The sequence below is a fragment of the Herbiconiux sp. J20-20 genome (assembly GCF_057365085.1).
Map to the genome: position 1 here is coordinate 383,713 of NZ_CP195122.1, position 24,687 is coordinate 408,399.

The following is a 24,687-nucleotide window of genomic DNA, read 5'->3' on the forward strand; positions in this document are numbered from 1 at the left end:
CACCACCACCACCAATTCGAAGGAAGTCATGAGACGCGCCAAGATCGTCGCCACCCTAGGGCCCGCGACATCGAGCTACGAAAACATCCGCGCCATCATCGAGGCCGGCGTCAATGTCGCTCGCATGAACCTCAGCCACGGCAGCTACGACGTGCACAACGAGGTCTACGCGAACGTCCGCAAGGCTGCCGCTGATCTCGATGCGCCCGTCGCCGTGCTCGTCGACCTCCAGGGGCCGAAGATCCGTCTCGGCAAGTTCGAGAACGGCCCGCACATGCTCGAGGTCGGTGACATCTTCACCATCACCACCGAAGACGTCGCGGGAACCAAAGAGCTCGTCGGCACCACCTTCAAGGGCCTGCCGGACGACGTCGCCCCCGGCGACTTCCTCCTCATCGACGACGGCAAGGTCAAGGTCCAGGTGCTCGACACGGACGGCACGCGCGTGCGCACCGAGGTCATCGTCGCCGGCCCCGTCTCCAACAACAAGGGCATCAACCTTCCCGGCGTCGCGGTCAACGTGCCGGCGCTCTCCGAGAAGGACGAGGCCGACCTGCGCTGGGGGCTTGACCTCGGCGCCGACTACATCGCGCTGTCGTTCGTGCGCAACGCCGCCGACGTGACGCGCGTTCACGAGATCATGGCCGAGAAGGGCCGCCGCGTCCCCGTCATCGCGAAGATCGAGAAGCCGCAGGCCGTCGAGAACCTCGAGGAGATCATCGACGCCTTCGACGGCATCATGGTCGCCCGTGGCGACCTGGGCGTCGAGCTTCCGCTCGAGGCCGTTCCGATCGTGCAGAAGCGCGCCGTCGAGCTGTGCCGCCGCATGGCGAAGCCGGTCATCGTGGCGACGCAGATGCTCGAGTCGATGATCTCGAGCCCGGTGCCGACCCGCGCCGAGACCTCCGACGTCGCGAACGCGATCCTCGACGGGGCCGACGCCGTGATGCTCTCGGGCGAGACCAGCGTGGGGGAGTACCCCGTCGTCACCGTCTCGACGATGGCTCGCATCGTCGCCTCCACGGAGGAGCACGGCCTGGAGCGCATCCCCGAGCTCGGCACCAAGCCGCGCACGCAGGGCGGCGCCATCACCCTCGCCGCTGCGGAGGTCGCCGACTTCGTCGACGCCAAGTACGTGTGCGTGTTCACCGAGTCGGGTGACTCGGCGCGTCGCATGTCGCGTCTGCGCTTCCGCATCCCGATGAAGGCCTTCACGCCGGACGACGCCATTCGCCGTCGCATGAACCTCACCTGGGGCATCGAGTCGTTCCTCGTCGAGCGAGTCGACCACACCGACGCCATGTACCGGCAGGTCGACGAGACGCTGCTCGCGCGCGGTCTGGCCGAGGTCGGCGACAAGGTCGTGGTGATCTCCGGATCCCCTCCCGGAATCGCCGGGTCGACGAACGACCTCCGTGTGCACGTCGTCGGCGACGCGGTCAACGCCGCGGCTCCGGCCTGGCAGAGCGGCGCCCACGCCGACTGAGCAACCCTCGCGAAGATCCACTCGACCGAGCGCGTCGTCTCCGGCAAAGTAGAGGCGACGTGCTCGGTCCACAGGAAGTGACATGAATCGGATGACAGCTGGCCACTCGGCCCCGGGCTGGTATCCGGACCCCTGGAAACCGGGATTCTCGCGCTGGTGGGACGGCTCGGTGTGGACGGAGCATTCGCGGGCGGGCGCGCCCCCCGCACCGAAGGTCGATCCGTCGCTGCGGGTCGAGACGCCGTCTCCCGCCCCTGCGGCCGTTCCCGCGCCGGAGGACCACTTCCGCCGGATGGCCGAAGTGGCCGAGGCGACGCGCACCGCGGAGATCCCTCGAGTGGCGCCGCACGCCGCCCTGCCGCCTCGCGAGCGCATGCCGGAGGTCCGTCGCCGGCGTCCGTGGGCGGCCGTCGCCCTCGCGGCCGGCATTCTGTTGGCGCTCGTCGGCAGCGCGACCGTGGCCGTGGGCAACGGCGCGCTGGAGACGCTCGCCGACGTCTCCGCCGCCAAGAGCTCGTATGCAGCCGAAGTCGAGAGTCTGCTCGTCACGAGCATCGCCGAGGCCGACGAGGTCGCGGTCGAGTCCGTCGAGTGCCCCGACCTCACCGAGCGGACGGCCGACGCGGAGTTCGCCTGCACCGCGACCCTGTCAACGGGGGAGAAGCTCGCGATCGTCGCCCACATCGAGGGTGCGGGCGAGAAGATCGTCTGGATGCACGCCGCGCCGTAGCGGTGCCGGATGTGGGACTTGAACCCACACGTCCTCACGGACAACCGATTTTGAGTCGGTCGCGTCTGCCATTCCGCCAATCCGGCCTGTGCGGCCCGCTCGAGGCGAAGCACAGCACGCCAAACGATACCGTAGGCTGATCGGGTGACAGACCCGCAGGAAACCACCACCACCGCTCCGCGACGCGTCGTTGTCGCCGAGGATGAGTCGCTCATCCGGCTCGACATCGTCGAGATCCTCCGGGACAACGGCTTCGAGGTCGTCGGTGAGGCCGGCGACGGCGAGACCGCCGTGGCGCTCGCGACCGAGCTCAAGCCCGATCTCGTCGTCATGGACGTCAAGATGCCCCAGCTCGACGGCATCTCCGCCGCCGAACGGCTCTCGAAGAACCACATCGCGCCCGTCGTTCTGCTGACCGCGTTCAGCCAGAAGGAGCTCGTCGAGCGCGCCAGCGAAGCCGGCGCCCTCGCCTACGTCGTCAAGCCGTTCACCCCGAGCGACCTGCTGCCCGCGATCGAGATCGCGCTGAGCCGCTACCAGCAGATCGTCGCGCTCGAGGCCGAGGTCGCCGACATGGTCGAGCGCTTCGAGACCCGCAAGCTCGTTGACCGTGCCAAGGGCCTCCTGAACGAGAAGATGGGCCTCAGCGAGCCGGATGCGTTCCGCTGGATCCAGAAGGCGTCGATGGACCGCCGTCTCACGATGCACGACGTCGCCCAGGCGATCATCGAGCAGCTCGCCGCCAAGAAGTAGCGTCTACCGGTCGCGGAGCAGGTTCGTCATCCGCACCGTCGAGAGCCGACGGCCCTGCTCATCGGTCATGACGATCTCGTGCGTGCACAGCGTGCGGCCGAGCACGAGCGCACGGCAGGTGCCGGTGACCAGGCCCTCGGTGACCGAGCGCGAGTGCGTCGCATTGATCTCGATGCCGACCGCGTAACGTCCGGGGCCCGCGTGAACGGCCGACGAGATCGAGCCGAGCGACTCGCCGAGCACCACGTGCGCGCCGCCGTGCAGCAGGCCGATGACCTGGGTGTTGCCCTCGACCGGCATCGTGGCGACCGAGTACTCGGCCGACAGCTCCAGGAACTCGATGTTCATCTTCTGGGCGAGCGCGCCGCCGCCGGTGCCGGTCAGCCGTTCGACGAGTTCGGGATCCAGATCGGCGGGCAGCTTCGTCATGAACTTCCGTTCCTTGAGGTGTCGGGAGCCGCGACTAGGCTGACTCCGTGCCGGACAGCGTCGAAAAGCCTACCCTTCTGATCATCGACGGCCACTCGTTGGCCTTCCGCGCGTTCTACGCGCTTCCCGTCGACAGTTTCGTCACCCGCGACGGCCAGCACACGAACGCGATCCACGGCTTCATCTCGATGCTGCTGAACCTGCTGCAGACCTACAAGCCGACCCACCTGGCGGTCGCCTTCGACATCTCGCGCTTCTCGTTCCGCACCCGCGAGTACCCCGAGTACAAGGGCACCCGCGCCGAGACGCCGCCCGAGTTCAAGGGCCAGATCCCCTTGCTCGAGGAAGCGCTGGCGGCGATGGGCATCCAGACCCTCAGCAAAGAGGATTACGAGGCCGACGACATCCTCGCGACCCTCGCGGCCCGTGGCAGCGCCGACGGCTTCCAGGTCTTCGTCGTCTCCGGCGACCGCGACACGATCCAGCTCGTCAACGACGAGGTCACGCTGCTGTATCCGAACGTGCGCGGCGTCTCCGAGCTGAAGGTCTACGACCCCGCGGCGGTGCGCGAGCGCTACGGCATCGAGCCGCACCAGTACCCCGAGATCGCGGCGCTCGTCGGTGAGACGAGCGACAACCTGATCGGGGTCGACAAGGTCGGCGAGAAGACCGCCGTGAAGTGGATCCAGAAGTACGGTTCTCTCGACGAGATCATGGCGCACGCCGAGGAGATCACCGGCGTCGTCGGCCAGAACCTGCGCGACCAGATGGATCGCGTGGTGCGCAACCGCAAGCTCAACCGACTGCTGCCCGACATCGAGCTGCCGGTGGCACCGGCCGATCTGCTGCGCGGCGAGCCGGATGCGACCGCGATCCGCGAGATCTTCGGCCGCCTGCAGTTCCGCACGCTGCTCGACCGAGTGTTCAAGCTGGAAGGGATCACCGATACCGGCGAGGGCGCACCCGAGGCGGAGAGCGCGGCCGTGCCCGCGATCCGCACGATGGTCGACGAGGAGCTCGCCAAGTGGCTCGACGACGCCTCGAAGAAGGGCACCGAGCCGCTCGGGCTCCGCGTCGCCACCTTCGACGGCGAGATCACCGGCTTCGGGATCGCCAGCAGCACCGACTCGGCCTGGGTGCCGTGGGCGCCGGGGCGCCCCGACTACGTCGCGCTCGAGCAGTGGCTCGCGAGCGACGCCCCCAAGCACGTCTACGACGGCAAGGGCCAGGTCTCGGTCATGGCTGAGGCAGGCCTCGAGCTGAACGGAATCGCCTTCGACGTCACCCTGGGAGCCTGGCTGCTGAAGCCCGGTTCGAAGTCCGAGAGCCTGGCGAGTCTGGTGTACGCACAGCTCGGCGAGACCCTTCCCGAGCCCGATCCGCACCAGCTGGTTCCCGAGACCGAGCCGCTGAGTCCCGCCACCGAAGCGTGGTACGTGCGCCGCCTCGCCGATGAGCTCGCCGACCAGCTCGACGACGGCTCGCGCGAGGTGCTCGTCGACATCGAGCTGCCGCTCATCGCGGTGCTGGTGCGGATGGAGCGCCAGGGCATCACCGTCTCGCGCGAGCTGCTCGCCGAGCTGAACTCGCGGCTTGCCGCGCGCGCGGCCGAGGTGGAGGCGGCTGCCTTCGCGACGATCGACCGCGAGGTCAACCTCGGCTCACCCAAGCAGCTCCAGGAGGTGCTGTTCGACCAGCTCGGCATGCCGAAGACCCGCGCCACCAAGACCGGGTTCTCGACCGATGCGGCGGCACTCGCCGACCTGCAGGATCAGCACCCGCATCCGTTCCTGGAGCTGGTGCTGCAGCACCGCGACGCGACGAAGATCCGTCAGATCGTCGAGACCCTCGAGAAGAGCATCGGCGACGACGAGCGCATCCACACCACCTACGAGCAGACCGGCTCGGCGACCGGCCGGATCAGCTCCAACGAGCCCAACCTGCAGAACATCCCCATCAAGACCGAGGTGGGCCGCGAGGTGCGCGCCGCGTTCCAGTCGGGGGCGGGCTTCGAGACGCTGCTCACCGCCGACTACTCGCAGATCGAGATGCGCATCATGGCGCACCTCTCCGACGACGAGGGCCTCATCGAGGCCTTCCAGTCGGGGGAGGACCTGCACCGCTTCGTCGGCTCGCGGGTCTTCGGCGTCGACCCGGCCGAGGTCACGCCGACGATGCGCACCAAGGTGAAGGCGATGTCGTACGGCCTCGCCTACGGCCTCTCCGCCTTCGGTCTGAGCAAGCAGCTGCGCATCGAGCAGTCCGAGGCGAAAGCGCTGATGACCGACTACTTCGCCCGGTTCGGGGGCGTGCGCGACTACCTCCGCGGGGTGGTCGAGCAGGCCCGCATCGACGGCTACACCACCACGATCTTCGGCCGCCGCCGGCCCTTCCCCGAGCTTTCCTCTCCCAACCGGGTGCTGCGCGACAACGCGGAGCGTCAGGCCCTGAACTCGCCGATTCAAGGTTCGGCGGCCGACATCATCAAACGCGCGATGCTGCAGATCGACGCCGACATCCGCGAGCAAGGTCTCGCTTCGCGCATGCTGCTGCAGGTGCACGACGAACTCGTCTTCGAGATCGGCGAGGGCGAGCTCGACACGATGACGAAGATCGTCACCGAGCGGATGTCGACCGCGGCCGAGCTCAAGGTTCCGCTCGACGTGCAGCTCGGCACCGGGCCGAACTGGGACGCCGCGGCGCACTGATTTTCGGCATCCGGCGAACTACGCTGGGAACATGACGGAAGCTTCGACTCCTCCTGTCCGCACGCCCAGCGCCATCGATGCGATCGCCGAGGAGTGGGTGACCACGCTCGTCGACCTCGACCCCGACTACGCCATCTGGATCGGCGTCGAGGGCCGCACCGGCGAGTACGGCGACCTCTCGCCCGCGGGCCACGAGGCGCGTACCGCGGCCGCACGGGCCACCGCGGCAAAACTGAGCGCGGAGGCGCCCATCGACGCGGTCGACGAGGTGACGAAGACCGACCTGTTGGCGCAGCTGAACCTCGAGCTGGAGAGCGCCGAGCTCGGCCTGCACCTCCGCGACCTGAACGTGATCGCCTCGCCCGCCCAGGGCATCCGCGACTCCTTCGACCTGATGCCGACCGCGACCGACGAGAACTGGGAGCGCATCGCCGAGCGCATGTCGAACGTGCCGGGGGCGGTCAACGGCTACATCGAGACCCTGCGTGAGGGGATCTCCCGCGGCATCGTGCCCGCACGCCGTCAGGTCGCCGAGGTGGCGAAGCAGGCACGCAAGCACGCCAACCCGGCCGGATTCTTCGGTGAGTTCGCCGACGGCGCCACCGCCGAGGGCGGAGCCGAGCTGCCGGCGGCGCTCCGTGCGGGGCTGCGCTCCGGTGCCGCCGCCGCCTCCGCCGCCTATGCCGAGCTCGCCGACTTCCTCGAGAAGGAGCTGGCCCCGAGCGCGGGGGAGCAGGACGGCGTCGGCCGCGACATGTACGCCCTGCACTCGCGCTCGTTCCTGGGCGCCGAGATCGACCTCGACGAGACCTACGAGTGGGGCATCGCCGAGCTTGAGCGCATGGTCGACGAGCAGACGCGCACCGCCGGCGAGATTCTCCCGGGCGCCTCTGTCGAGGAGGCGATCGCAGCGTTGGAGGCCGACCCCGCGCGCAAGCTGCACGGCACGAAGGCGCTGCAGGAGTGGATGCAGGAGACCTCCGACCGCGCCGTCGCCGACCTGGCGAAGACGCACTTCGACATTCCCGACGCGATCCGTCGCCTCGAGTGCATGATCGCGCCGACCCAGGAGGGCGGCATCTACTACACCGGCCCGAGCGACGACTTCTCGCGCCCCGGCCGCATGTGGTGGAGCGTGCCGGAGGGGGTCACCGAGTTCGACACCTGGCGCGAGCTGACCACCGTCTACCACGAGGGGATTCCCGGCCACCACCTGCAGATCGGGCAGGCGACCTACAACCGCGGCACCCTCAACACCTGGCGGCGCCAGCTCGCCGGCACGAGCGGCCACGCCGAAGGCTGGGCGCTCTACGCGGAACGACTGATGGAGGAGCTCGGCTACCTCGACGACCCGGCCGACCGGCTCGGCATGCTCGACGGCCAGCGGATGCGCGCCGCGCGCGTCGTGCTCGACATCGGCGTGCACCTGGGCAAGCCCCGCCTCGACGGCTCGGGCGTCTGGGATCACGACTACGCGCTCGACTTCATGCGCCAGAACGTCAACATGAACGACGCGTTCGTGCGCTTCGAGGTGAACCGCTACCTCGGCTGGCCCGGGCAGGCGCCGTCGTACAAGGTCGGCCAGCGGATCTGGGAGGAGATCCGCTCGACCGCGCAGCGCCGTGCTGGCGACGCCTTCTCGTTCAAGGACTTCCACAAGCAGGCGCTCGACCTCGGCGGCGTCGGTCTCGACACCCTTCGGGGCGCACTGCTGTCGTGACCCGCACCGTCGTCATCGCCGGGGCGTCCGGCTTCATGGGGCGGCACCTCGTCGAGCACTACCGTTCCTCGGGCGATCGGGTCATCACGATCGGTCGTGGCGTCGGAAGCGACGTGCCCTGGTCGGATTCGGCCGGCATCCGCTCCGCTGTCGACGGGGCCGCGCTCGTCGTGAACCTGGCCGGACGAACCGTCAACTGCCGCTACACCGCGCGCAATCGACGCGAGATCGTGGACTCCCGCATCGACACCACGCGCGCCCTGGGCGCGGCGATCGCCACGGCGTCGTCGCCGCCCGCGCTGTGGATCAATTCCTCGACCGCGACGATCTATCGCCATGCCGATGACCGTCCGCAGGATGAAGCGACGGGGGAGCTCGGCGCCGGCTTCTCGGTCGATGTCGCGACCGCGTGGGAGGCGGCGCTGTTCGAGCTCGCGCTGCCGGCGACCCGCCGGGTGGCGCTGCGCACGGCGATCGTCCTCGGCGACGGCGGCGTGCTGACGCCGCTGTTCCGGCTTGCCCGGCTGGGGCTCGGCGGCGCGCATCTGGATGGCCCGTGGTTCCCGAGTCGTCGTCGACGTGCTTTCGGCACCGAGCATCGCTTCGCGACACGGGGCGGGCGACAGCGCTTCTCCTGGGTGCATCTCGCCGATGTCTCCGGCGCGATCCGCTTCCTCGAAGCTCACCCGGAGCTTGCGGGCCCGATCAATCTCTCCTCACCGCACCCGGTGGACGACCGCACCTTCATGGCGACGCTGCGTCGCGTCCTCGGCGTTCCCGTCGGGCTCCCGATGCACCGCTGGATGCTCGAACCGGGCGCGTGGCTGATCCGCACCGAAACCGAGCTCGTGCTGAAGAGCCGCTGGGTGATCCCGGGACGGCTGCAACAGGCAGGCTTCGCCTTCGAATACCCCGAGCTGGAGGGCGCGCTGCGCGAGGTCGTGGACTCGAGGGCCAAGAATCGCTAGACTCGAGTGTTGCTTTCGCAACGTTCTGTCCGCATGCCTGCGGCGATCACAACCCGCAACACCCGCCACAGGCCTTATTTTGTCCCCATTCGGAGCATCTACTACATGACCACCGCAACGACCGCCACGGCCCCCAAGCAGGTCGCCATCAACGACATCGGATCTGCTGAAGACTTTCTGGCCGCGGTCGAAAAGACCCTGAAGTTCTTCAACGACGGAGACCTCATCGAAGGCACCGTCGTCAAGATCGACCGTGACGAGGTTCTCCTCGACGTCGGCTACAAGACTGAGGGTGTCATCCCCTCCCGCGAACTTTCGATCAAGCACGACGTCGACCCCAGCGAGGTTGTCAACGTCGGCGACAGCGTCGAGGCCCTCGTTCTCCAGAAGGAGGACAAGGAAGGCCGCCTGATCCTCTCCAAGAAGCGCGCCCAGTACGAGCGTGCGTGGGGCGACGTCGAGAAGATCAAGGACACCGACGGCGTCGTGACCGGTCAGGTCATCGAGGTCGTCAAGGGTGGCCTCATCGTCGACATCGGCCTCCGCGGCTTCCTCCCGGCCTCGCTCATCGAGCTCCGCCGCGTGCGCGACCTCACGCCGTACCTCGGCCAGGAGATCGAGGCGAAGATCCTCGAGCTCGACAAGAACCGCAACAACGTCGTCCTGAGCCGCCGCGCGCTGCTCGAGCAGACGCAGAGCGAGTCGCGTTCGACCTTCCTCAACAACCTCCAGAAGGGACAGGTCCGCAAGGGCGTCGTCTCCTCGATCGTCAATTTCGGTGCGTTCGTCGACCTGGGCGGCGTGGACGGCCTCGTGCACGTCTCCGAGCTCTCGTGGAAGCACATCGAGCACGCCAGCGAGGTCGTCGAGGTGGGCCAGGAGGTCACCGTCGAGATCCTCGAGGTCGACCTGGACCGCGAGCGTGTCTCGCTGTCGCTCAAGGCGACGCAGGAAGACCCGTGGCAGGTGTTCGCCCGCACCCACGCGATCGGCCAGATCGCTCCGGGCAAGGTCACCAAGCTCGTTCCGTTCGGCGCCTTCGTGCGCGTTGCGGACGGCATCGAGGGCCTCGTGCACATCTCGGAGCTCAGCGGCAAGCACGTCGAGCTCGCCGAGCAGGTCGTGTCGGTCGGCGAGGACGTCTTCGTCAAGGTCATCGACATCGACCTCGACCGTCGCCGCATCTCGCTGAGCCTCAAGCAGGCCAACGAGGGCATCGACCCGAACAGCACCGAGTTCGACTCCGGTCTGGCCGCGCTGTACGGCATGGTCACCGAGTACGACGAGCAGGGCAACTACAAGTTCCCCGAGGGCTTCGACGCGACCAGCGGCGAGTGGCTCGAGGGCTTCGACACCCAGCGCGAGGCGTGGGAGGCCGAGTACGCGGCCGCCCAGACTCGCTGGGAGGCCCACAAGGCTCAGATTCTCGCCGCGGAGGCCGCCGACGCGGCCGCCGAGAGCGCGCCGCGTGCGGCGTCGTCCGGTTCGGCGTCGGGTGCGTTCTCGAGCGAGTCCAGCTCGGCCGGCACCCTGGCCGACGACGAGTCGCTGGCCGCGCTTCGCGAGAAGCTGTCGAGCAACAACTAAGTCACGTTCTCAGCGGGTCGGATGCCTTCGGGCATTCGACCCGCTGGTCGTTTAAGCGCTGCGGCGCGGCGGGATCGGCGGAGCGGACGCACTTTCGGCCTCCGTGCGGCGCGACGCGCGCCGCCGCATCCGACGCCGCAGCAGCACGAGGCCGACGACCAGGCTGGCGAGACCGGCGATCACGAGCACCGGAATCACGATCGCGACGGCGCTGAGCACGAGGCTCGACAGGTCTTCGACGGTGCTGAGCACCGGGGCCGCCACGCCCGCCGTTGCGGCGTTCGCGATCGGGCGCGCCGCCATCTTGCCGGCATGGACGGTGAGCGCCAGCACGATGCCGATGACGACCGGTACCCACTGGTTGCTGGCGAAGAACTCCGCCGGATCGGTGACCACCGCGGTCTCGGTCGCGCTGCCCGAGCCGAACACGATGCCCCCGGCTGCGGGCCGCACGACGGTCTGAATCCAGTCGTTGACGGTGTCGACGGCGGGGATCTTGTCGGCGACGATCTCCAGCAGCAGCAGGGCAGCCAGGATGCCGAGCACCCACTCGTTCTCCAGCCAGGCCCAGCCGCTCGGGAGGCTGACGGCGTCGAAGAACCGACTCGAGAGTCCCAAGACGAGCATCGGAATGTACGCGTTGAGGCCGGCGGCGGCGGCAAGGCCTGTCCCGGTCAGGAACTCGAGCATGCGGCGAGGCTAGCACCCGGTTCCGGGCGGGGCGAGGACCGCTAGCATGGCCGGATGCTGCTCGTCGCCGTCACCGGGGGGATCGCCTCGGGCAAGTCGAGCGTCGCGGCGCGGCTGGGGGAGCTGGGGGCGCGAGTCATCGACGCCGACCAGCTGGCGCGCGACGTCGTCGCTCCGGGAGAACCGGCGCTGGCGCGGATCGCCGAGACCTTCGGCTCGCACCTGATCGCGCCCGATGGGACGCTCGACCGGGCAGCGCTGGGGCAGATCGTCTTCCAGGACCCCGACAAACGGCACGAGCTGAACGCGATCACCCATCCGGCGGTGGCCGAGCTGTCGCACGCGCGCTTCCGGGCCGCCGCGGCCGAGGACCCGAACGCGATCGTCGTCTACGACGTGCCCCTGCTCGTCGAGACCGGCGCGCGCCTCGGCGAGTTCGATCTGATCGTGGTGGTGCAGGCCGACAGCGAGACGCGCATCCAGCGCCTCGTGGACCTGCGGGGCATGACGCGCGAGGAGGCGCGGCATCGCATCAACTCCCAGGCGAGCGATGCCGAACGACTGGCGATCGCCGACGTGGTGGTCGACGCGAACGGCACCCTCGCCGACACGCGAGCGCAGGCCGACGCGCTGTGGGCGTCGCTGCGCTCACGCGTCGACGGTGTCGCGCGCGGCGGGAGCGACGGCCCTCGCGCCGAGCAGAATCGCGACGACGTTGCTCCCTGAGATCAGCGCGATCCCGAGCAGCTGCGCGCTCGTGAGGACCTGACCGAGCACGATCAAACCGGCTACGGCCCCCGCGGCGGGGTGGACGCTCTGCAGGATCGCGAAGGTCTCGCGTCGCAGCACCCGCAGCACCATCAGGTCGATCGAATAGGGCACCGCCGACGAGAGCATCCCCACCACCGCTCCGACGGCGGCGATGACGAGCAGCTGCTCGCCGGGAACGCTCACGAGCGCTCCGATCAGCACGGGCGCGGTGATGATCGCGGCGACCGCGCTCGCGAGAGCGGTGCCCTGCACCCCGGGAAGCCGCACGCCGACCCGCTGGTTCAGCAGGATGTACGCCGCCCACGCGACGGCGGCGACGAGTCCGAACAGCACCCCGGCGAGGTCGATTCCGGGGACGCTTCCGGTCAGCAGCACGACGCCGACGCCGGCGCTCAGGGCGAGCGCCCCGTCGACCCTTCGCCGCGACGACGTGAGTGCCACGGCGAGCGGGCCGAGGAACTCGAGCGTGACCGCGAGCCCGAGCCCCACCCGCTCCACGGCGGAGTACAGCGACAGGTTCATGACCACGAGGACGACGCCGAGAGCCGCGGCAGGCATGAGCTGCTGACGGGTCAGGTTCGACCAGTGTGGTCGCGCGATCGCGAGCAGCGCGACGGCCGCGACGGCCTGGCGGACGGCCACGACGCCGAGCGGACCGATCAACGGGAAGAGCGTGGCGCCGATCGCCGCGCCGGTCTGCACCGAGATCGACCCCGCGACGCTGGTGACGGGGGCGATCCGCTCTCGATTCATGTGCACACGCTAGGTCGTGACTATGCGAAACAGAAATGCAATCACGCCGGATTGTTACGATTGACGCATGAATATCACTACGCGCCAGCTGCGCGATCTTGTCGCCGTCGCCGACGAGCTCTCGTTCACGGCGGCCGCCTCTTCTCGCGGCGTCTCACAGGCCTCGGTCTCTCGGTCGGTCGCGGCGCTCGAGACCGAGGTCGGCGCGGCACTCGTTGCTCGCACCACGCGCAGCGTCGAGGTCACGCACGCGGGCGAGGAGGTTGTGGCGGCCGCGCGCCGGGCGCTCGAGGAGCTGGATCGCGCCGTTGCCCACATCCGCGGGGTACCGCGCGATATCCGCCTCGGCTACGCCTGGGCGGCGCTCGGAGCCCACACGACGGCGGTGCTCCGCGGCTGGAATCGCGAGAACCCGTCGATGCCGCTGCGGATGGTCCACGCGTCCGCGCGCGACGTCGGTCTGTCCTCCGGTCGCACCGACTTCGCCGTGGTGCGGCACCACGTCGCCGAGCGGGCCTTCGACAGCGCGATCCTGGGGCTCGAAGCCCGACAGTGCGCGGTCGCCATCGACCACCCGTTGGCCGATCGCGGCGCCATCTCGCTGCGAGACGCCGTGCCCTACGTCGTCGGAGTGGATGCGCAGACCGGCACCACGACACCCCAGCTGTGGCTCGATGCGGGGGAGGAGCGCACTCCCGAGCTTGCGATGACCGAGGACATCGACGAATGGCTCGACCAGATCGCAGAAGGCAGGATCATCGGCATCACGTCGGTGGCGACCGCGCATCACCAGCCGCGCCCCGGTGTCGTCTTCCTCCCGATCGAGGATGCCGACCCGATTCGGGTCCGCCTCGTGTGGCGGCGTGGGAGCCTTCACCCGGCGAGGGAGCGACTGATCGCGCACCTGCGGCAGGCCTACGCGCGCTGACCCGGCGACTGTCGCCGGCGGACCGTAGGCTGAAACCATGGAGCCCACCCGTGCTGTTCGACCCTTCGAGGTCGTCAGCGAGTATCAGCCGAGCGGCGACCAACCCGCCGCGATCGCCGAACTCGCCCATCGCGTCACGGCGGGCGAGAGCGACATCGTGCTGCTCGGCGCCACCGGCACCGGCAAGTCGGCGACGACGGCGTGGCTCGTCGAGAAGCTGCAGCGCCCCACGCTGGTGCTCGCGCACAACAAGACGCTTGCGGCCCAACTGGCGAACGAGTTCCGCGAGCTCATGCCGAACAACGCGGTCGAATACTTCGTCAGCTACTACGACTACTACCAGCCCGAGGCGTACGTCCCGCAGTCCGACACCTTCATCGAGAAGGACTCGTCGATCAACGCGGAGGTGGAACGCCTGCGTCACTCCACGACGAATTCCCTGCTGAGTCGTCGCGATGTGGTCGTCGTCTCAACCGTGTCGTGCATCTACGGTCTCGGCGCCGCCGAGGAGTACCTCGGTGCGATGACGGCGCTGCAGGTCGGGGAGCACATCTCGCGCGATCGTCTCGTGCGCCGCTTCATCAACATGCAGTACGAGCGCAACGACATCGACTTCAGTCGCGGCAAGTTCCGCGTGCGGGGCGACACGATCGAGATCATCCCCGTCTACGAAGAGCACGCGGTGCGCATCGAGATGTTCGGCGACGAAATCGAGGCGCTGTACTCGCTGCATCCGCTCACCGGCGAGGTGATCCAGAAGATGGATGCGGTGTCCGTCTTCCCGGCGACCCACTACGCGGCGAGCTCTGAGGCGATGCAGCGCGCGATCGGCACGATCCGCGAAGAGCTCGCGGAGCGGCTCGCCGAGTTCGAAAAGCAGGGCAAGCTGCTGGAGGCGCAGCGCTTGCGCATGCGCACCAGCTTCGACCTCGAGATGATGGAGCAGATCGGCTTCTGCAACGGCATCGAGAACTATTCGCGGCACATCGACGGCCGCTCGCCGGGCGAACCGCCCAACACCCTCCTCGACTACTTCCCCGACGACTTCCTGGTGGTGATCGACGAGTCGCACCAGACGGTGCCGCAGATCGGCGCCATGTACGAGGGCGACGCGAGCCGCAAGCGCACCCTGGTCGAGCACGGATTCCGCCTGCCGAGCGCGCTCGACAACCGCCCGCTGCGCTGGGAGGAATTCCTCGATCGGGTCGGCCAGAAGGTCTACCTCTCGGCCACTCCGGGCCGCTACGAGCTCGGCGTGTCCGACGGGGTCGTCGAGCAGATCATCCGCCCCACCGGTCTGGTCGATCCGCAGATCGTCGTGAAACCGAGCGCGGGCCAGATCGACGATCTGCTCGAGGAGATCCGAGTTCGGGCCGACCGCGACGAGCGCGTGCTGGTCACGACCCTGACGAAGAAGATGGCCGAAGAGCTCACGGCGTTCCTCGACGAGCACGGTGTGCGCGTGCGCTATCTGCACTCCGACGTCGACACGCTGCGCCGGGTGGAGCTGCTCACCGAGCTGCGCGCCGGCGTCTACGACGTGCTCGTCGGCATCAACCTTCTGCGGGAAGGGCTCGACCTGCCCGAGGTCTCGCTGGTCGCGATCCTCGACGCCGACAAGGAGGGCTTCCTGCGCTCCTCGACGTCGCTGATCCAGACCATCGGCCGCGCGGCCCGCAACGTGGACGGCCAGGTGCACATGTACGCCGACAACCTCACCGACTCGATGAAGCAGGCGCTGGAGGAGACTGACCGACGCCGCGAGAAGCAGGTCGCCTACAACCTCGAGCACGGGATCGATCCGCAGCCTCTGCGCAAGAAGATCGCGGACATCACCGAGGTGCTCGCGCGCGAGGGCGCCGACACGGCGAAGCTGCTGGCCGAGCGCGGCGGCAAGAGACGCTCACCGACCCCGAGCCTTCGCCGCGAGGGCGTCGGCGCGGCGGGAGCCGCCGAGCTGGAGTCGATCATCGCGGACCTCAACGAGCAGATGCTGCAGGCCGCAGCCGAGCTCAAGTTCGAGCTCGCGGCGCGGCTGCGCGATGAGCTCGGCGATCTCAAGAAGGAGCTGCGGCAGATGGAGGCCGCGGGCCACGTGCGATGAGCGCCGGCCCGCAGAACCCTCTGCTTCGGGCGCTGCTGAAGACCCCGATCCTCGTCTTCCGCGCGCGCCTCGGCTGGATCTTCGGCGGTCGTCTGCTGCTGCTCGAGACGTTCGGACGCACGTCGGGTCTCGTGCGGCGCACCGTCATCGAGGTGGCCCGCGGCGATCGCGCAGCGGGACGGTACTGGGTTGTCGCCGGGTGGGGGCGCTCCAGTGACTGGTATCTCAATGCCCTCGCCCGCCCGCCGAAACTGGTCGACACGGGCCGTGAGCGCTTCCTCCCCGAGGTTCACGAGCTCGACCTGGACGAGCGTCGGCAGCTCCTCACCGACTATCAGCGCGACAACCCGCGCGTCGCCGCGACTCTCGGCCGTCGGCTTCTCGGTGCCGAGTTCTCCGATGACCGGGACGCGATCGGGCGTCTCGCCGCCGAGGTCGGCGCGCTGGAGCTGCGCCGTTCGCCCGGAGCGTCACCCGCCGACAAGCGGGATGACAGCGGTGCTCCGTAGACTCACGGGGTGTCGATCTCTGCCGTGCCCGGAAAAGCGTCCCAGAATTCCGTTCTGAGTGTGCGGGGCGCACGAGTCCACAACCTGAAGAACGTGGATCTCGAGATCCCGCGCGACGCGCTCGTCGTGTTCACCGGGCTCTCCGGCTCCGGCAAGTCGAGCCTCGCCTTCGACACGATCTTCGCCGAAGGGCAGCGTCGCTACGTCGAGTCGCTCTCCTCCTACGCGAGGCAGTTCCTCGGCCAGGTCGATCGCCCCGACGTCGACTTCATCGAGGGCCTGAGTCCCGCCGTCTCGATCGACCAGAAGTCCACCAACCGCAACCCGCGCTCCACCGTCGGCACGATCACCGAGATCTACGACTACATGCGACTGCTCTGGGCGCGCATCGGCATCCCGCACTGCCCCGAGTGCGGTGAGCGGATCCAGCGCCAGACGGTGCAGCAGATCGCCGACCAGCTGATGGAGCTCGAGACCGGCACCCGCTACCAGGTGCTCGCCCCGGTGGTCAGCCAGAAGAAGGGCGAGTTCGTCGACCTCTTCGCCGAGCTCGCCGCCAGCGGGTACTCGCGCGCGGTCGTCGACGGCGACCTGATCCAGCTCACCGAACCGCCGACGCTCAAGAAGTCGTACAAGCACGACATTTCGGTCGTCGTCGACCGGCTCGTGGCCGCCGATGACCTGCTGACGCGTCTGACCGACTCGCTCGAGACCGCGCTGCGCCTGACCGACGGCATCGTCATGATCGACTTCGTCGACGTCGAGGGCGCGGGAGGCATCCGCACCTTCAGCGAGAAGCTGTCGTGCCCGAATCAGCACCCGATCCAGCTCACCGAGATCGAACCGCGCACCTTCTCGTTCAACGCGCCGTTCGGCGCGTGCCCGGAATGCTCGGGCCTCGGCACCAAGATGAGCGTCGACTCGGAGCTGCTCATCGGCGACCCCGAGCTCACGCTCAACGAGGGCGTCATCCTGCCCTGGAACCAGGGCGGCAAGGGCCTCTACAGCTACTTCCAGCGCCTGCTCGAAGGCCTCGCGCGCGACCTCGACTTCTCGCTCGACACCCCGTGGGGCGAGCTGAGCGAGGAGGTGCAGACCGCGATTCTGCGCGGCAACGACTTCGAGGTCTCGGTGCAGTGGCGCAACCGCTTCGGGCGCACGATGAAGTACTCCACCGGCTTCGAGGGCGTCATGCCCTACATCGAGCGCAAGTACCACGAGGCCGAATCCGACTGGTCGCAGCAGCGCTACGGCGAGTACCTGCGCGAGATCCCGTGCCCGGTCTGCCACGGCAAGCGGCTGAAGCCCGAGGTCCTCGCGGTGCAGGTCGCCGGCAGCAGCATCTCCGACGTCGCCGAGCTCAGCCTGCGGGAGTCGTACGAGTTCATGGCGGAGCTCGAGCTGACCGAGCGCGAGGCGCGCATCGCCGCGCAGGTGCTGCGCGAGATCCGCGTGCGCCTCGAGTTCCTGCTCGAGGTCGGCCTCGGGTACCTGACGATGGCGCGCTCGGCCGGCAGTCTGTCCGGGGGAGAGGCGCAGCGCATCCGTCTCGCAACCCAGATCGGCTCCGGGCTCACGGGCGTGCTCTACGTGCTCGACGAGCCGAGCATCGGCCTGCACCAGCGCGACAACCGTCGGCTGATCGACACCCTCGTCAAGCTGAAGAACCTCGGCAACACGCTCATCGTCGTCGAGCACGACGAGGACACGATCCGCACCGCCGACTGGATCGTCGACATCGGACCCGGCGCGGGAGAGCACGGCGGAGAGGTCGTGCATTCGGGCGGCTACGACGAACTGCTCGCCAACCGTCGCTCGATCACGGGCGACTACGTCGCCGGGCGCCGCTCCATCGCGATCCCCGACGAGCGCCGCACCATCGACCCGAAACGGGTCATCACGGTCGAGGGCGCCCGCGCCAACAACCTCAAGGACGTCACCGTCGAGTTCCCGCTCGGCGTGTTCGTCGCCGTCACCGGCGTCTCGGGCTCCGGCAAGTCCAGCCTGGTCAACGACATCCTCTACAAGGTGCTCGCCAACCAGCTGAACGGCGCCAAGCAGGTGCCCGGCAAGCACAAGCGGGTGCTGGGACTCGATCAGCTCGACAAGGTCGTCCACGTCGACCAGGCGCCGATCGGGCGCACCCCGCGCTCCAACCCCGCCACCTACACGGGCGTGTTCGACCGCATTCGCGCCCTGTTCGCCGAGACGATCGAGGCGAAGGCCCGCGGCTACCAGCAGGGCCGCTTCAGCTTCAACGTCAAGGGCGGACGCTGTGAGAACTGCTCCGGCGACGGCACCATCAAGATCGAGATGAACTTCCTGCCCGACGTCTACGTGGCCTGCGAGGTCTGCGAGGGGGCGCGCTACAACCGCGACACGCTGCAGGTGCACTACAAGGGCAAGAACATCGCCGAAGTCCTCGAGATGCCGATCAGCGAGGCCGCCGAGTTCTTCGAGCCGATCACGGCCATCCATCGCTACCTCAAGACGCTCGTCGACGTCGGCCTCGGCTACGTGCGACTCGGGCAGAGCGCGACAACGCTCTCGGGCGGCGAGGCGCAGCGCGTCAAGCTCGCGACCGAGCTGCAGAAGCGCTCCAACGGGCGCAGCGTGTACGTGCTCGACGAGCCGACGACGGGGCTGCACTTCGAAGACGTGCGCAAGCTCCTCCTGGTGCTCGACGGGCTCGTCGAGAAGGGCAACACGGTGATCGTCATCGAGCACAACCTCGATGTGATCAAGAGCGCCGACTGGCTCATCGACCTGGGCCCCGAGGGCGGGGCAGGAGGCGGTGAGGTGCTCGCCGTCGGCACGCCCGAGCACCTCGCAACCGTGGCCGAGAGCCACACCGGAATGTTCCTGCGTGAACTCTTCGAGGCCGACCGCGGAGCGGGTGGCCGGAAGGCAGGATGATGGCAGCCCCGGGTTCGCGGCCGCCGCGCGCCGATACGCTCGCCTGGCGTCCCAAGCCGAGTGAGATCCCCACCGGTCCGGGGGTGTACCGCTTTCGCGACGGCACCGGCCGGGTGCTCTACGTCGGCAAGGCGATCAACCTGCGGGCGCGTCTGGCGAACTACTTCCAGCCGCTCAAGAGCCTTCACGAGCGCACCCGGCACATGGTGCTGTCGGCGCGATCGGTCGAGTGGACGAGCGTCGGCAGCGATGTCGAGGCCCTGCAGCTCGAATACAGCTGGATCAAGGAGTACGCACCGCCGTTCAACATCAAGTTCCGCGACGACAAGACCTACCCGCTGATGGCGATCACGCTCGCCGATGAGGCGCCCCGCGTGATGGTGACCCGCAACGACCGGATTCCGGGCGCCAAGTACTTCGGCCCGTATCCCAAGGTCTGGGCCGTGCGCGAGACGATCGACGAGATGGTGCGCGCGTTCCCCATCCGCACCTGCTCGGACGCCAGCTACAAGCGGGCGATGCAGACCGGCCGCTCGTGCTTCCCCGGCCAGATCGGCCGCTGCGGCGGACCCTGCTCGCAGAAGGTGACGGTCGCCGAGCACCGCGCGATCGTCGACCAGTTCATCGCCTTCATGTCCAGCCATGACCGCCGCGTCATCGTCGACCTGGAAAAGCAGATGGCGGCCGCCTCGGCCGAGCTCGACTTCGAACGGGCCGCCGTGCTGCGCGATCGCATCCACGCGCTCAACAACGTGCTCGAGAAGAGCGCCGTCGTGCTGCCGGGTGCTCCCGACGCCGACGTCTTCGGCATCGAGCACGACGAGCTGGCCGCCGCCGTGCAGCAGTTCATGATCCGCGGCGGGCGCGTCCGCGGCGTGCGCTCCTGGGTGGTCGACAAGGAGCTCGACGTGCCGCTCGACGAGCTCGTCGAGTCGGTGCTCGAGCGGGCCTACGACCGAGATGAGCCGCCGAAGGAGGTCGTGGTGCCGGCGCTCCCCGTCGACGCCTCCGCCCTGGAGACCTGGCTCACCGGCCGCCGCGCCAAGGGACGCGTGTCGATCCGCACCGCGCAGCGGGGGGATCGCGCCGCGGTGCTCGAGACCGCGACACTCAACGCGCGCCAGGCGCTCGCGCTCTACAAGACGCGGCGCAGCGCCGACTACGTGGCCCGCACCACGGCGCTCAACGAGCTGGCGGACGCTCTCGGGCTCGCCGAGGCCCCGCTGCGGATCGAGTGCTACGACGTGTCGCACCTCGGCGGCACCGGCATCGTCGCCTCGATGGTGGTGTTCGAGGACGGTCTGCCCAAGAAGAGCGACTACCGCAAGTTCTCGATCGCCGAGTACGCCGACGACACCGCCGCGCTCGCCCAGGTGATGCGGCGACGGCTGGCCCGCCTCGAGGAGGACCCGAGCGACGGGGACGCCGCGGGGGAGGCGCCACGACGTCGATTCGCCTATCGACCGGGCCTCCTGCTCGTCGACGGCGGCCAGCCGCAGGTGGCGGCGGTCGCCCGGGTTCTCGACGAACTCGGCATCGACGACATCCCGGTGGTGGGCATCGCGAAGCGTCTCGAAGAGCTCTGGCAGCCGGGCAGCGACTTCCCGGTGATCCTGCCCCGCAACAGCGAGGCGCTGTTCCTGGTGCAACGGCTGCGCGACGAGGCGCACCGCTTCGCGATCACCTTCCAGCGGCAGAAGCGCCGAGCGAGCGTGTCGTCCACGCTGTCAGAGATCCCGGGACTCGGCCCGGCGCGGGTGAAGGAGCTGCTCACCCACTTCGGTTCGGTCGCGAAGCTGCGAGCCGCGAGCGCGACCGAGGTCGCAGAGGTCCGCGGAATCGGCCCCGCCCTGGCGGAGACGATCGTCGGTAGGCTGAACCCACCCAAGGGAAAGCAGCACAGCGCATGACCGATACCCGAGCCGAGCGCGAGATCCTCCTCGTCACCGGCATGTCCGGCGCGGGCCGATCCACCGTGGGCAACGCCCTGGAGGACCTCGGCTGGTACGTCGTCGACAATCTGCCGCCGCAGATGCTGCGCCCGCTCGTCGAGCTCGCCGAGCACACCGGTGAGGCGATTCCGCGGGTGGCGGCCGTCGTGGACATTCGTGGCGGCAAGCTCTTCGCCGACGTCGAGGCCGCGCTCGAGCTGCTGCGCGGCTCGGCCGCCGTGCGCGTGGTGTTCCTCGACGCCACCGACGCCGTGCTGGTCCGCCGCTTCGAGCAGGTGCGCCGGCCGCACCCGCTGCAAGGTCAGGGCACCCTGCTGGACGGCATCGCCGAGGAGCGCCGCCGGGTCCAGGCGCTGCGCGCCGCCAGCGACCTCATCATCGACACGTCGGACCTCAACATCCACGAGCTCTCCCGGGTCGTCAACGACCACTTCGGAGACGCGGCCAGCAAAGAGACCCGGGTCACGGTCATGAGCTTCGGCTACAAGTACGGGCTGCCGCCGGACGCCGATCTCGTCGCCGATTGCCGGTTCCTGCCGAACCCGTTCTGGATCCCCGAGCTGCGTCCGCACACCGGTCAGGACGCCGAGGTGCGCAACTACGTCCTCGGTCAGCCCGATGCGGATACATTCATCACGGCATATCTGACCGCGCTGGGTCCCGTGCTCACGGGGTACCGTAAGGAGAACAAGAGACACGCGACGATCGCCATCGGCTGCACCGGTGGAAAGCACCGCTCGGTGGCCGTCGCTGAAGAGCTCGCTCGACGCATGAACGCCCTGCCCGGCGTTGCCGTCAGCGTGAAGCACCGCGACCTCGGTCGCGAATAGAAGACGAAGGGCATCCGGTGGCACTGACCTCCGACGTGAAAGAAGAACTCACGGCCGTCGAACTGGGAAAGACAACCGTTCGCGCCGCAGAATTGACCGCACTCCTGCGATTCGCCGGGGGACTGCACATCATCTCCAACCGGATCGCGGTCGAAGCCGAGGTCGACTCCCCGCAGATCGCGCGGCGCATCCGCAAGGATCTGGCCGAGCTCTACGGGATCCGCAGCGACGTCTCGGTGATCTCCGGGAGCAACGCGCGACGCTCGAACAGCTACCTCGTGCGCGTCATGGAGGGCGGCGACACGCTCGCTCGCCAGACCGGGCTTCTCGATGCCCGTCGCCGGCCCGTGCGCGGGCTGCCGAACCGGCTCACGACGGGTTCGCGCGAAGAGCTCGCCGCGATCTGGCGCGGCGCGTTCCTGGCGGCCGGATCGCTCTCCGACCCGGGGCGCTCTGCGGCGCTCGAGATCTCCTGCCCCGGCAACGAGTCCGCGATGGCGCTCGTCGGCGCCGCCGGACGACTGGGCATCTCCGCGAAGGCCCGCGAGGTCCGCGGAGTGCATCGGGTCATCGTGCGCGAGACGGAGGCGATCGCCGACATGCTGCGCGCGATCGGGGCCGAGAAGACCCTCGCCGACTGGGAGGCCCTGCGGCAGCGCCGCGAGGTGCGCGCCACGGCCAACCGCCTCGTCAACTTCGACGACGCCAACCTCCGCCGCTCGGCGCAGGCCGCGGTCGCCGCGTGCGCCCGCGTCGAGCGAGCCCTGGAGATCCTCGGCGACGAGGTGCCCGACCACCTGCGCTACGCCGGCGAACTGCGGCTGAGCCACCGTGACGCCAGTCTCGACGAGCTCGGTCACCATGCCGACCCGCCGATGACCAAGGACGCCGTGGCAGGACGCATCCGCCGCCTGCTGGCGATGGCCGACAAGTCCGCGAGCGATCGCGGAATCCCCGGCACCGAGTTCGGCGTTCCCGCCGAGCTCGCCGACTGAGCAGCAGCCCAACCGTCCTGCGCGCGCCCGCGCGCATCCCTAGACTGGAACCGTCCCCGCGGTGCCGTTTCGGCGCCCTCGGAGACCGAACGCGAGGAGAGACAATCGATGGCCGTTTACACGCTTCCTGAACTTCCCTACGACTACGCAGCGCTCGAGCCGCACATCAGCGCGCGCATCATGGAGCTGCACCACGACAAGCACCACGCGGCGTATGTCGCGGGCGCCAACACCGCGCTCGAGCAGCTGGCCGAGGCCCGCGACACGGGCAACTTCGGATCGATTCCGAAGCTCGAGAAGGACCTCGCCTTCCACCTCGGCGGCCACATCAACCACTCGATCTTCTGGAAGAACCTCTCGCCGAACGGCGGAGACAAGCCGGTCGGCGAGCTCGCGGCCGCGATCGACGAGTTCTTCGGCTCGTTCGACAAGTTCGTGGCGCACTTCACCGCCGCGGCGATGAGTCTGCAGGGCTCCGGCTGGGCCGTGCTCGCCTGGGATCCGGTGGGGTCGCGCCTGCTCATCCACCAGCTCTACGACCAGCAGGGCAACACCCCGCTCGGCGTCATCCCGATCCTTCAGCTCGACATGTGGGAGCACGCGTTCTACCTCGACTACGTCAACGTCAAGGCGGACTACGTGAAGGCGTTCTGGAGCATCGCCAACTGGGCCGACGCCGGTGCGCGCTTCGAGAGCGCGCGCAAGACCGGTGACGGGCTCCTGCTACTGTCGTAAGGGTTTCGTGAGGTGAGTTCCGGCCCCTCACGCATCCCCCAGAATGTTCCACCACAACCACCACAAAACCGGATGCGCGTGCGCGCGCTGCAGCTAGGAGACCCAGTGTCCGTCAAGATCGGTATCAACGGATTCGGCCGTATCGGCCGCAACTTCTTCCGCGCCGCCCTCGCCAAGGGCAGCGACATCGAGATCGTTGCTGTCAACGACCTCACCGACAACAAGTCGCTTGCTCACCTCCTCAAGTACGACACCATCACGGGTCGTCTGGACGGCACGGTCGAGTTCGACGAGACGCAGATCATCGTCAACGGCAAGGCCATCAAGGTCTTCGAAGAGCGCGACCCCGCGAACCTGCCCTGGGGCGAGCTCGGCGTCGACATTGTGATCGAGTCGACCGGTCGCTTCACCAAGTCGACGGATGCCGCCAAGCACATCGCTGCCGGCGCCAAGAAGGTCATCGTCTCGGCTCCCGCCACGGGTGACGACGTCGCGACCCTCGTGCTCGGCGTCAACGAGGACAGCTACGACCCGGCCGTCCACTCGATCATCTCGAACGCGTCCTGCACCACGAACTGCCTCGCGCCGCTCGCCAAGGTGTTCATGGACAACTTCGGCATCGAGCGCGGTCTGATGACCACGGTGCACGCCTACACGGCCGACCAGAACCTGCAGGACGGCCCGCACGGCGACCTCCGTCGTGCCCGCGCCGCGGCCGCCAACATCATCCCCACCTCGACCGGTGCCGCCAAGGCGCTCGGCCTGGTCATCCCGGAGCTCGTCGGCAAGCTCGACGGCTACGCGCTGCGCGTCCCGGTCATCACCGGCTCGATCACCGACCTCACGCTCACCGCGTCGAAGTCGGTCACGGTCGAGGAGATCAACGCCGCGTACAAGGCCGCCGCCGAGGGCCCGCTGAAGGGGATCCTCAAGTACACCGAGGACGACATCGTCTCGAGCGACATCGCGGGCGACCCGCACTCGTCGATCTTCGACGCCGGTCTCACTAAGGTGATCGGCGACCAGGTCAAGGTCGCGTCGTGGTACGACAACGAGTGGGGCTACTCCAACCGTCTCGTCGACGTCACCGAGTACGTCGCCGCGCGCCTCTAAGTCTCGAGGA

Annotated in this window: 20 protein-coding genes and 1 tRNA gene; 17 read left to right on the forward strand and 4 right to left on the reverse strand. The window is 68.6% G+C overall.

Annotation, left to right across the window (positions count from 1 at the left end; genetic code table 11):
• The first annotated feature begins 28 nt into the window (after positions 1-28).
• Together pyk and ACR3ZA_RS01810 are read left to right on the forward strand one after the other, a co-directional pair.
• Positions 29-1,486 (forward strand): pyruvate kinase, encoded by a 1,458-nt coding sequence (gene pyk / locus ACR3ZA_RS01805; RefSeq protein ID WP_473659559.1) that lies wholly within the window; start codon positions 29-31, stop codon positions 1,484-1,486.
• An 82-nt stretch (positions 1,487-1,568) separates the two neighbouring features.
• On the forward strand, positions 1,569-2,216 hold the full coding sequence (locus tag ACR3ZA_RS01810) for a DUF2510 domain-containing protein (RefSeq protein WP_473659561.1): 648 nt from the start codon (positions 1,569-1,571) through the stop codon (positions 2,214-2,216).
• A gap of 3 nt (positions 2,217-2,219) precedes the next feature.
• Here ACR3ZA_RS01810 and ACR3ZA_RS01815 read toward each other — a convergent pair.
• A tRNA-Leu gene (locus ACR3ZA_RS01815) sits at positions 2,220-2,302 on the reverse strand.
• 58 nt (positions 2,303-2,360) lie between these two features.
• Here ACR3ZA_RS01815 and ACR3ZA_RS01820 point away from each other — a divergent pair.
• Positions 2,361-2,969, forward strand: coding sequence for a response regulator (locus ACR3ZA_RS01820; RefSeq protein ID WP_473659563.1), 609 nt, complete (start codon positions 2,361-2,363; stop codon positions 2,967-2,969).
• 3 nt (positions 2,970-2,972) lie between these two features.
• Here ACR3ZA_RS01820 and ACR3ZA_RS01825 read toward each other — a convergent pair whose 3' ends face one another.
• Positions 2,973-3,398, reverse strand: a complete 426-nt coding sequence (locus ACR3ZA_RS01825) for a hotdog fold thioesterase (RefSeq protein ID WP_473659565.1) — start codon at positions 3,396-3,398, stop codon at positions 2,973-2,975.
• Between the two features lie 47 nt (positions 3,399-3,445).
• On the opposite strand from ACR3ZA_RS01825, the gene polA reads away from it, so the two are divergent.
• From polA to rpsA, 4 genes are all read left to right on the forward strand, one after another.
• Positions 3,446-6,106, forward strand: coding sequence for a DNA polymerase I (gene polA / locus ACR3ZA_RS01830; RefSeq protein WP_473659567.1), 2,661 nt, complete (start codon positions 3,446-3,448; stop codon positions 6,104-6,106).
• A 31-nt stretch (positions 6,107-6,137) separates the two neighbouring features.
• Positions 6,138-7,826, forward strand: a complete 1,689-nt coding sequence (locus tag ACR3ZA_RS01835) for a DUF885 family protein (protein ID WP_473659569.1) — start codon at positions 6,138-6,140, stop codon at positions 7,824-7,826.
• Positions 7,823-8,794 carry a DUF1731 domain-containing protein gene (locus tag ACR3ZA_RS01840; protein ID WP_473659571.1) on the forward strand — a complete coding sequence of 324 codons (972 nt, stop codon included), beginning with the start codon at positions 7,823-7,825 and terminating at the stop codon, positions 8,792-8,794. Before ACR3ZA_RS01835 ends, ACR3ZA_RS01840 begins: the two co-directional genes overlap by 4 nt.
• Positions 8,795-8,899: 105 nt before the next feature.
• Entirely contained in the window at positions 8,900-10,381 is a 1,482-nt protein-coding gene (gene rpsA, locus ACR3ZA_RS01845; RefSeq protein WP_473659573.1) for a 30S ribosomal protein S1, read from the forward strand.
• A gap of 51 nt (positions 10,382-10,432) precedes the next feature.
• On the opposite strand, the gene ACR3ZA_RS01850 is transcribed toward rpsA, so the two are convergent.
• Positions 10,433-11,071, reverse strand: a complete 639-nt coding sequence (locus ACR3ZA_RS01850) for a DUF4126 family protein (RefSeq protein WP_473659575.1) — start codon at positions 11,069-11,071, stop codon at positions 10,433-10,435.
• Between the two features lie 54 nt (positions 11,072-11,125).
• On the opposite strand from ACR3ZA_RS01850, the gene coaE reads away from it, so the two are divergent.
• The gene (gene coaE / locus ACR3ZA_RS01855; RefSeq protein ID WP_473659577.1) at positions 11,126-11,797 is read left to right on the forward strand and encodes a dephospho-CoA kinase; all 672 of its coding nucleotides are present in this window, start codon (positions 11,126-11,128) and stop codon (positions 11,795-11,797) included.
• On the opposite strand, the gene ACR3ZA_RS01860 is transcribed toward coaE, so the two are convergent.
• Complete coding sequence (locus tag ACR3ZA_RS01860; protein WP_473659579.1) at positions 11,720-12,595, reverse strand: EamA family transporter; 876 nt, start codon at positions 12,593-12,595, stop codon at positions 11,720-11,722. The two genes, coaE and ACR3ZA_RS01860, sit on opposite strands and share 78 nt — an antisense overlap.
• Positions 12,596-12,662: 67 nt before the next feature.
• On the opposite strand from ACR3ZA_RS01860, the gene ACR3ZA_RS01865 reads away from it, so the two are divergent.
• The 9 genes from ACR3ZA_RS01865 (at position 12,663) to gap (ending at position 24,677) form a co-directional block, all read left to right on the forward strand.
• A complete protein-coding gene (locus ACR3ZA_RS01865; RefSeq protein ID WP_473659581.1) occupies positions 12,663-13,523 on the forward strand; it encodes a LysR family transcriptional regulator in 861 nt (286 codons plus the stop codon).
• Between the two features lie 37 nt (positions 13,524-13,560).
• Positions 13,561-15,627 (forward strand): excinuclease ABC subunit UvrB, encoded by a 2,067-nt coding sequence (uvrB, locus tag ACR3ZA_RS01870; protein WP_473659583.1) that lies wholly within the window; start codon positions 13,561-13,563, stop codon positions 15,625-15,627.
• On the forward strand, positions 15,624-16,136 hold the full coding sequence (locus ACR3ZA_RS01875) for a nitroreductase family deazaflavin-dependent oxidoreductase (protein ID WP_473659587.1): 513 nt from the start codon (positions 15,624-15,626) through the stop codon (positions 16,134-16,136). The genes uvrB and ACR3ZA_RS01875 overlap by 4 nt, the downstream gene beginning before the upstream one ends.
• A gap of 24 nt (positions 16,137-16,160) precedes the next feature.
• Positions 16,161-19,052 (forward strand): excinuclease ABC subunit UvrA, encoded by a 2,892-nt coding sequence (uvrA, locus tag ACR3ZA_RS01880; protein WP_473662260.1) that lies wholly within the window; start codon positions 16,161-16,163, stop codon positions 19,050-19,052.
• Positions 19,049-20,962, forward strand: coding sequence for an excinuclease ABC subunit UvrC (gene uvrC / locus ACR3ZA_RS01885; RefSeq protein ID WP_473659589.1), 1,914 nt, complete (start codon positions 19,049-19,051; stop codon positions 20,960-20,962). Before uvrA ends, uvrC begins: the two co-directional genes overlap by 4 nt.
• On the forward strand, positions 20,959-21,834 hold the full coding sequence (gene rapZ, locus ACR3ZA_RS01890; RefSeq protein ID WP_473659591.1) for an RNase adapter RapZ: 876 nt from the start codon (positions 20,959-20,961) through the stop codon (positions 21,832-21,834). The genes uvrC and rapZ overlap by 4 nt, the downstream gene beginning before the upstream one ends.
• Positions 21,835-21,851: 17 nt before the next feature.
• The gene (gene whiA, locus ACR3ZA_RS01895) at positions 21,852-22,829 is read left to right on the forward strand and encodes a DNA-binding protein WhiA (protein WP_473659593.1); all 978 of its coding nucleotides are present in this window, start codon (positions 21,852-21,854) and stop codon (positions 22,827-22,829) included.
• A 108-nt stretch (positions 22,830-22,937) separates the two neighbouring features.
• On the forward strand, positions 22,938-23,564 hold the full coding sequence (locus tag ACR3ZA_RS01900; RefSeq protein WP_473659596.1) for a Fe-Mn family superoxide dismutase: 627 nt from the start codon (positions 22,938-22,940) through the stop codon (positions 23,562-23,564).
• A 105-nt stretch (positions 23,565-23,669) separates the two neighbouring features.
• Positions 23,670-24,677, forward strand: coding sequence for a type I glyceraldehyde-3-phosphate dehydrogenase (gene gap / locus ACR3ZA_RS01905; RefSeq protein WP_473557848.1), 1,008 nt, complete (start codon positions 23,670-23,672; stop codon positions 24,675-24,677).
• Positions 24,678-24,687: the final 10 nt, after the last annotated feature.

Excerpts from the sequence above, each read along its gene's own strand:
- pyk (WP_473659559.1), top strand. The coding sequence starts at position 29 with ATGAGACGCGCCAAGATCGTCGCCACCCTAGGGCCCGCGACATCGAGC.
- ACR3ZA_RS01810 (WP_473659561.1), top strand. The coding sequence starts at position 1,569 with ATGAATCGGATGACAGCTGGCCACTCGGCCCCGGGCTGGTATCCGGAC.
- ACR3ZA_RS01825 (WP_473659565.1), bottom strand. The coding sequence starts at position 3,398 with ATGACGAAGCTGCCCGCCGATCTGGATCCCGAACTCGTCGAACGGCTG.
- ACR3ZA_RS01835 (WP_473659569.1), top strand. The coding sequence starts at position 6,138 with ATGACGGAAGCTTCGACTCCTCCTGTCCGCACGCCCAGCGCCATCGAT.
- rpsA (WP_473659573.1), top strand. The coding sequence starts at position 8,900 with ATGACCACCGCAACGACCGCCACGGCCCCCAAGCAGGTCGCCATCAAC.
- ACR3ZA_RS01850 (WP_473659575.1), bottom strand. The coding sequence starts at position 11,071 with ATGCTCGAGTTCCTGACCGGGACAGGCCTTGCCGCCGCCGCCGGCCTC.
- coaE (WP_473659577.1), top strand. The coding sequence starts at position 11,126 with ATGCTGCTCGTCGCCGTCACCGGGGGGATCGCCTCGGGCAAGTCGAGC.
- ACR3ZA_RS01860 (WP_473659579.1), bottom strand. The coding sequence starts at position 12,595 with ATGAATCGAGAGCGGATCGCCCCCGTCACCAGCGTCGCGGGGTCGATC.
- ACR3ZA_RS01865 (WP_473659581.1), top strand. The coding sequence starts at position 12,663 with ATGAATATCACTACGCGCCAGCTGCGCGATCTTGTCGCCGTCGCCGAC.
- uvrB (WP_473659583.1), top strand. The coding sequence starts at position 13,561 with ATGGAGCCCACCCGTGCTGTTCGACCCTTCGAGGTCGTCAGCGAGTAT.
- ACR3ZA_RS01875 (WP_473659587.1), top strand. The coding sequence starts at position 15,624 with ATGAGCGCCGGCCCGCAGAACCCTCTGCTTCGGGCGCTGCTGAAGACC.
- uvrC (WP_473659589.1), top strand. The coding sequence starts at position 19,049 with ATGATGGCAGCCCCGGGTTCGCGGCCGCCGCGCGCCGATACGCTCGCC.
- rapZ (WP_473659591.1), top strand. The coding sequence starts at position 20,959 with ATGACCGATACCCGAGCCGAGCGCGAGATCCTCCTCGTCACCGGCATG.
- ACR3ZA_RS01900 (WP_473659596.1), top strand. The coding sequence starts at position 22,938 with ATGGCCGTTTACACGCTTCCTGAACTTCCCTACGACTACGCAGCGCTC.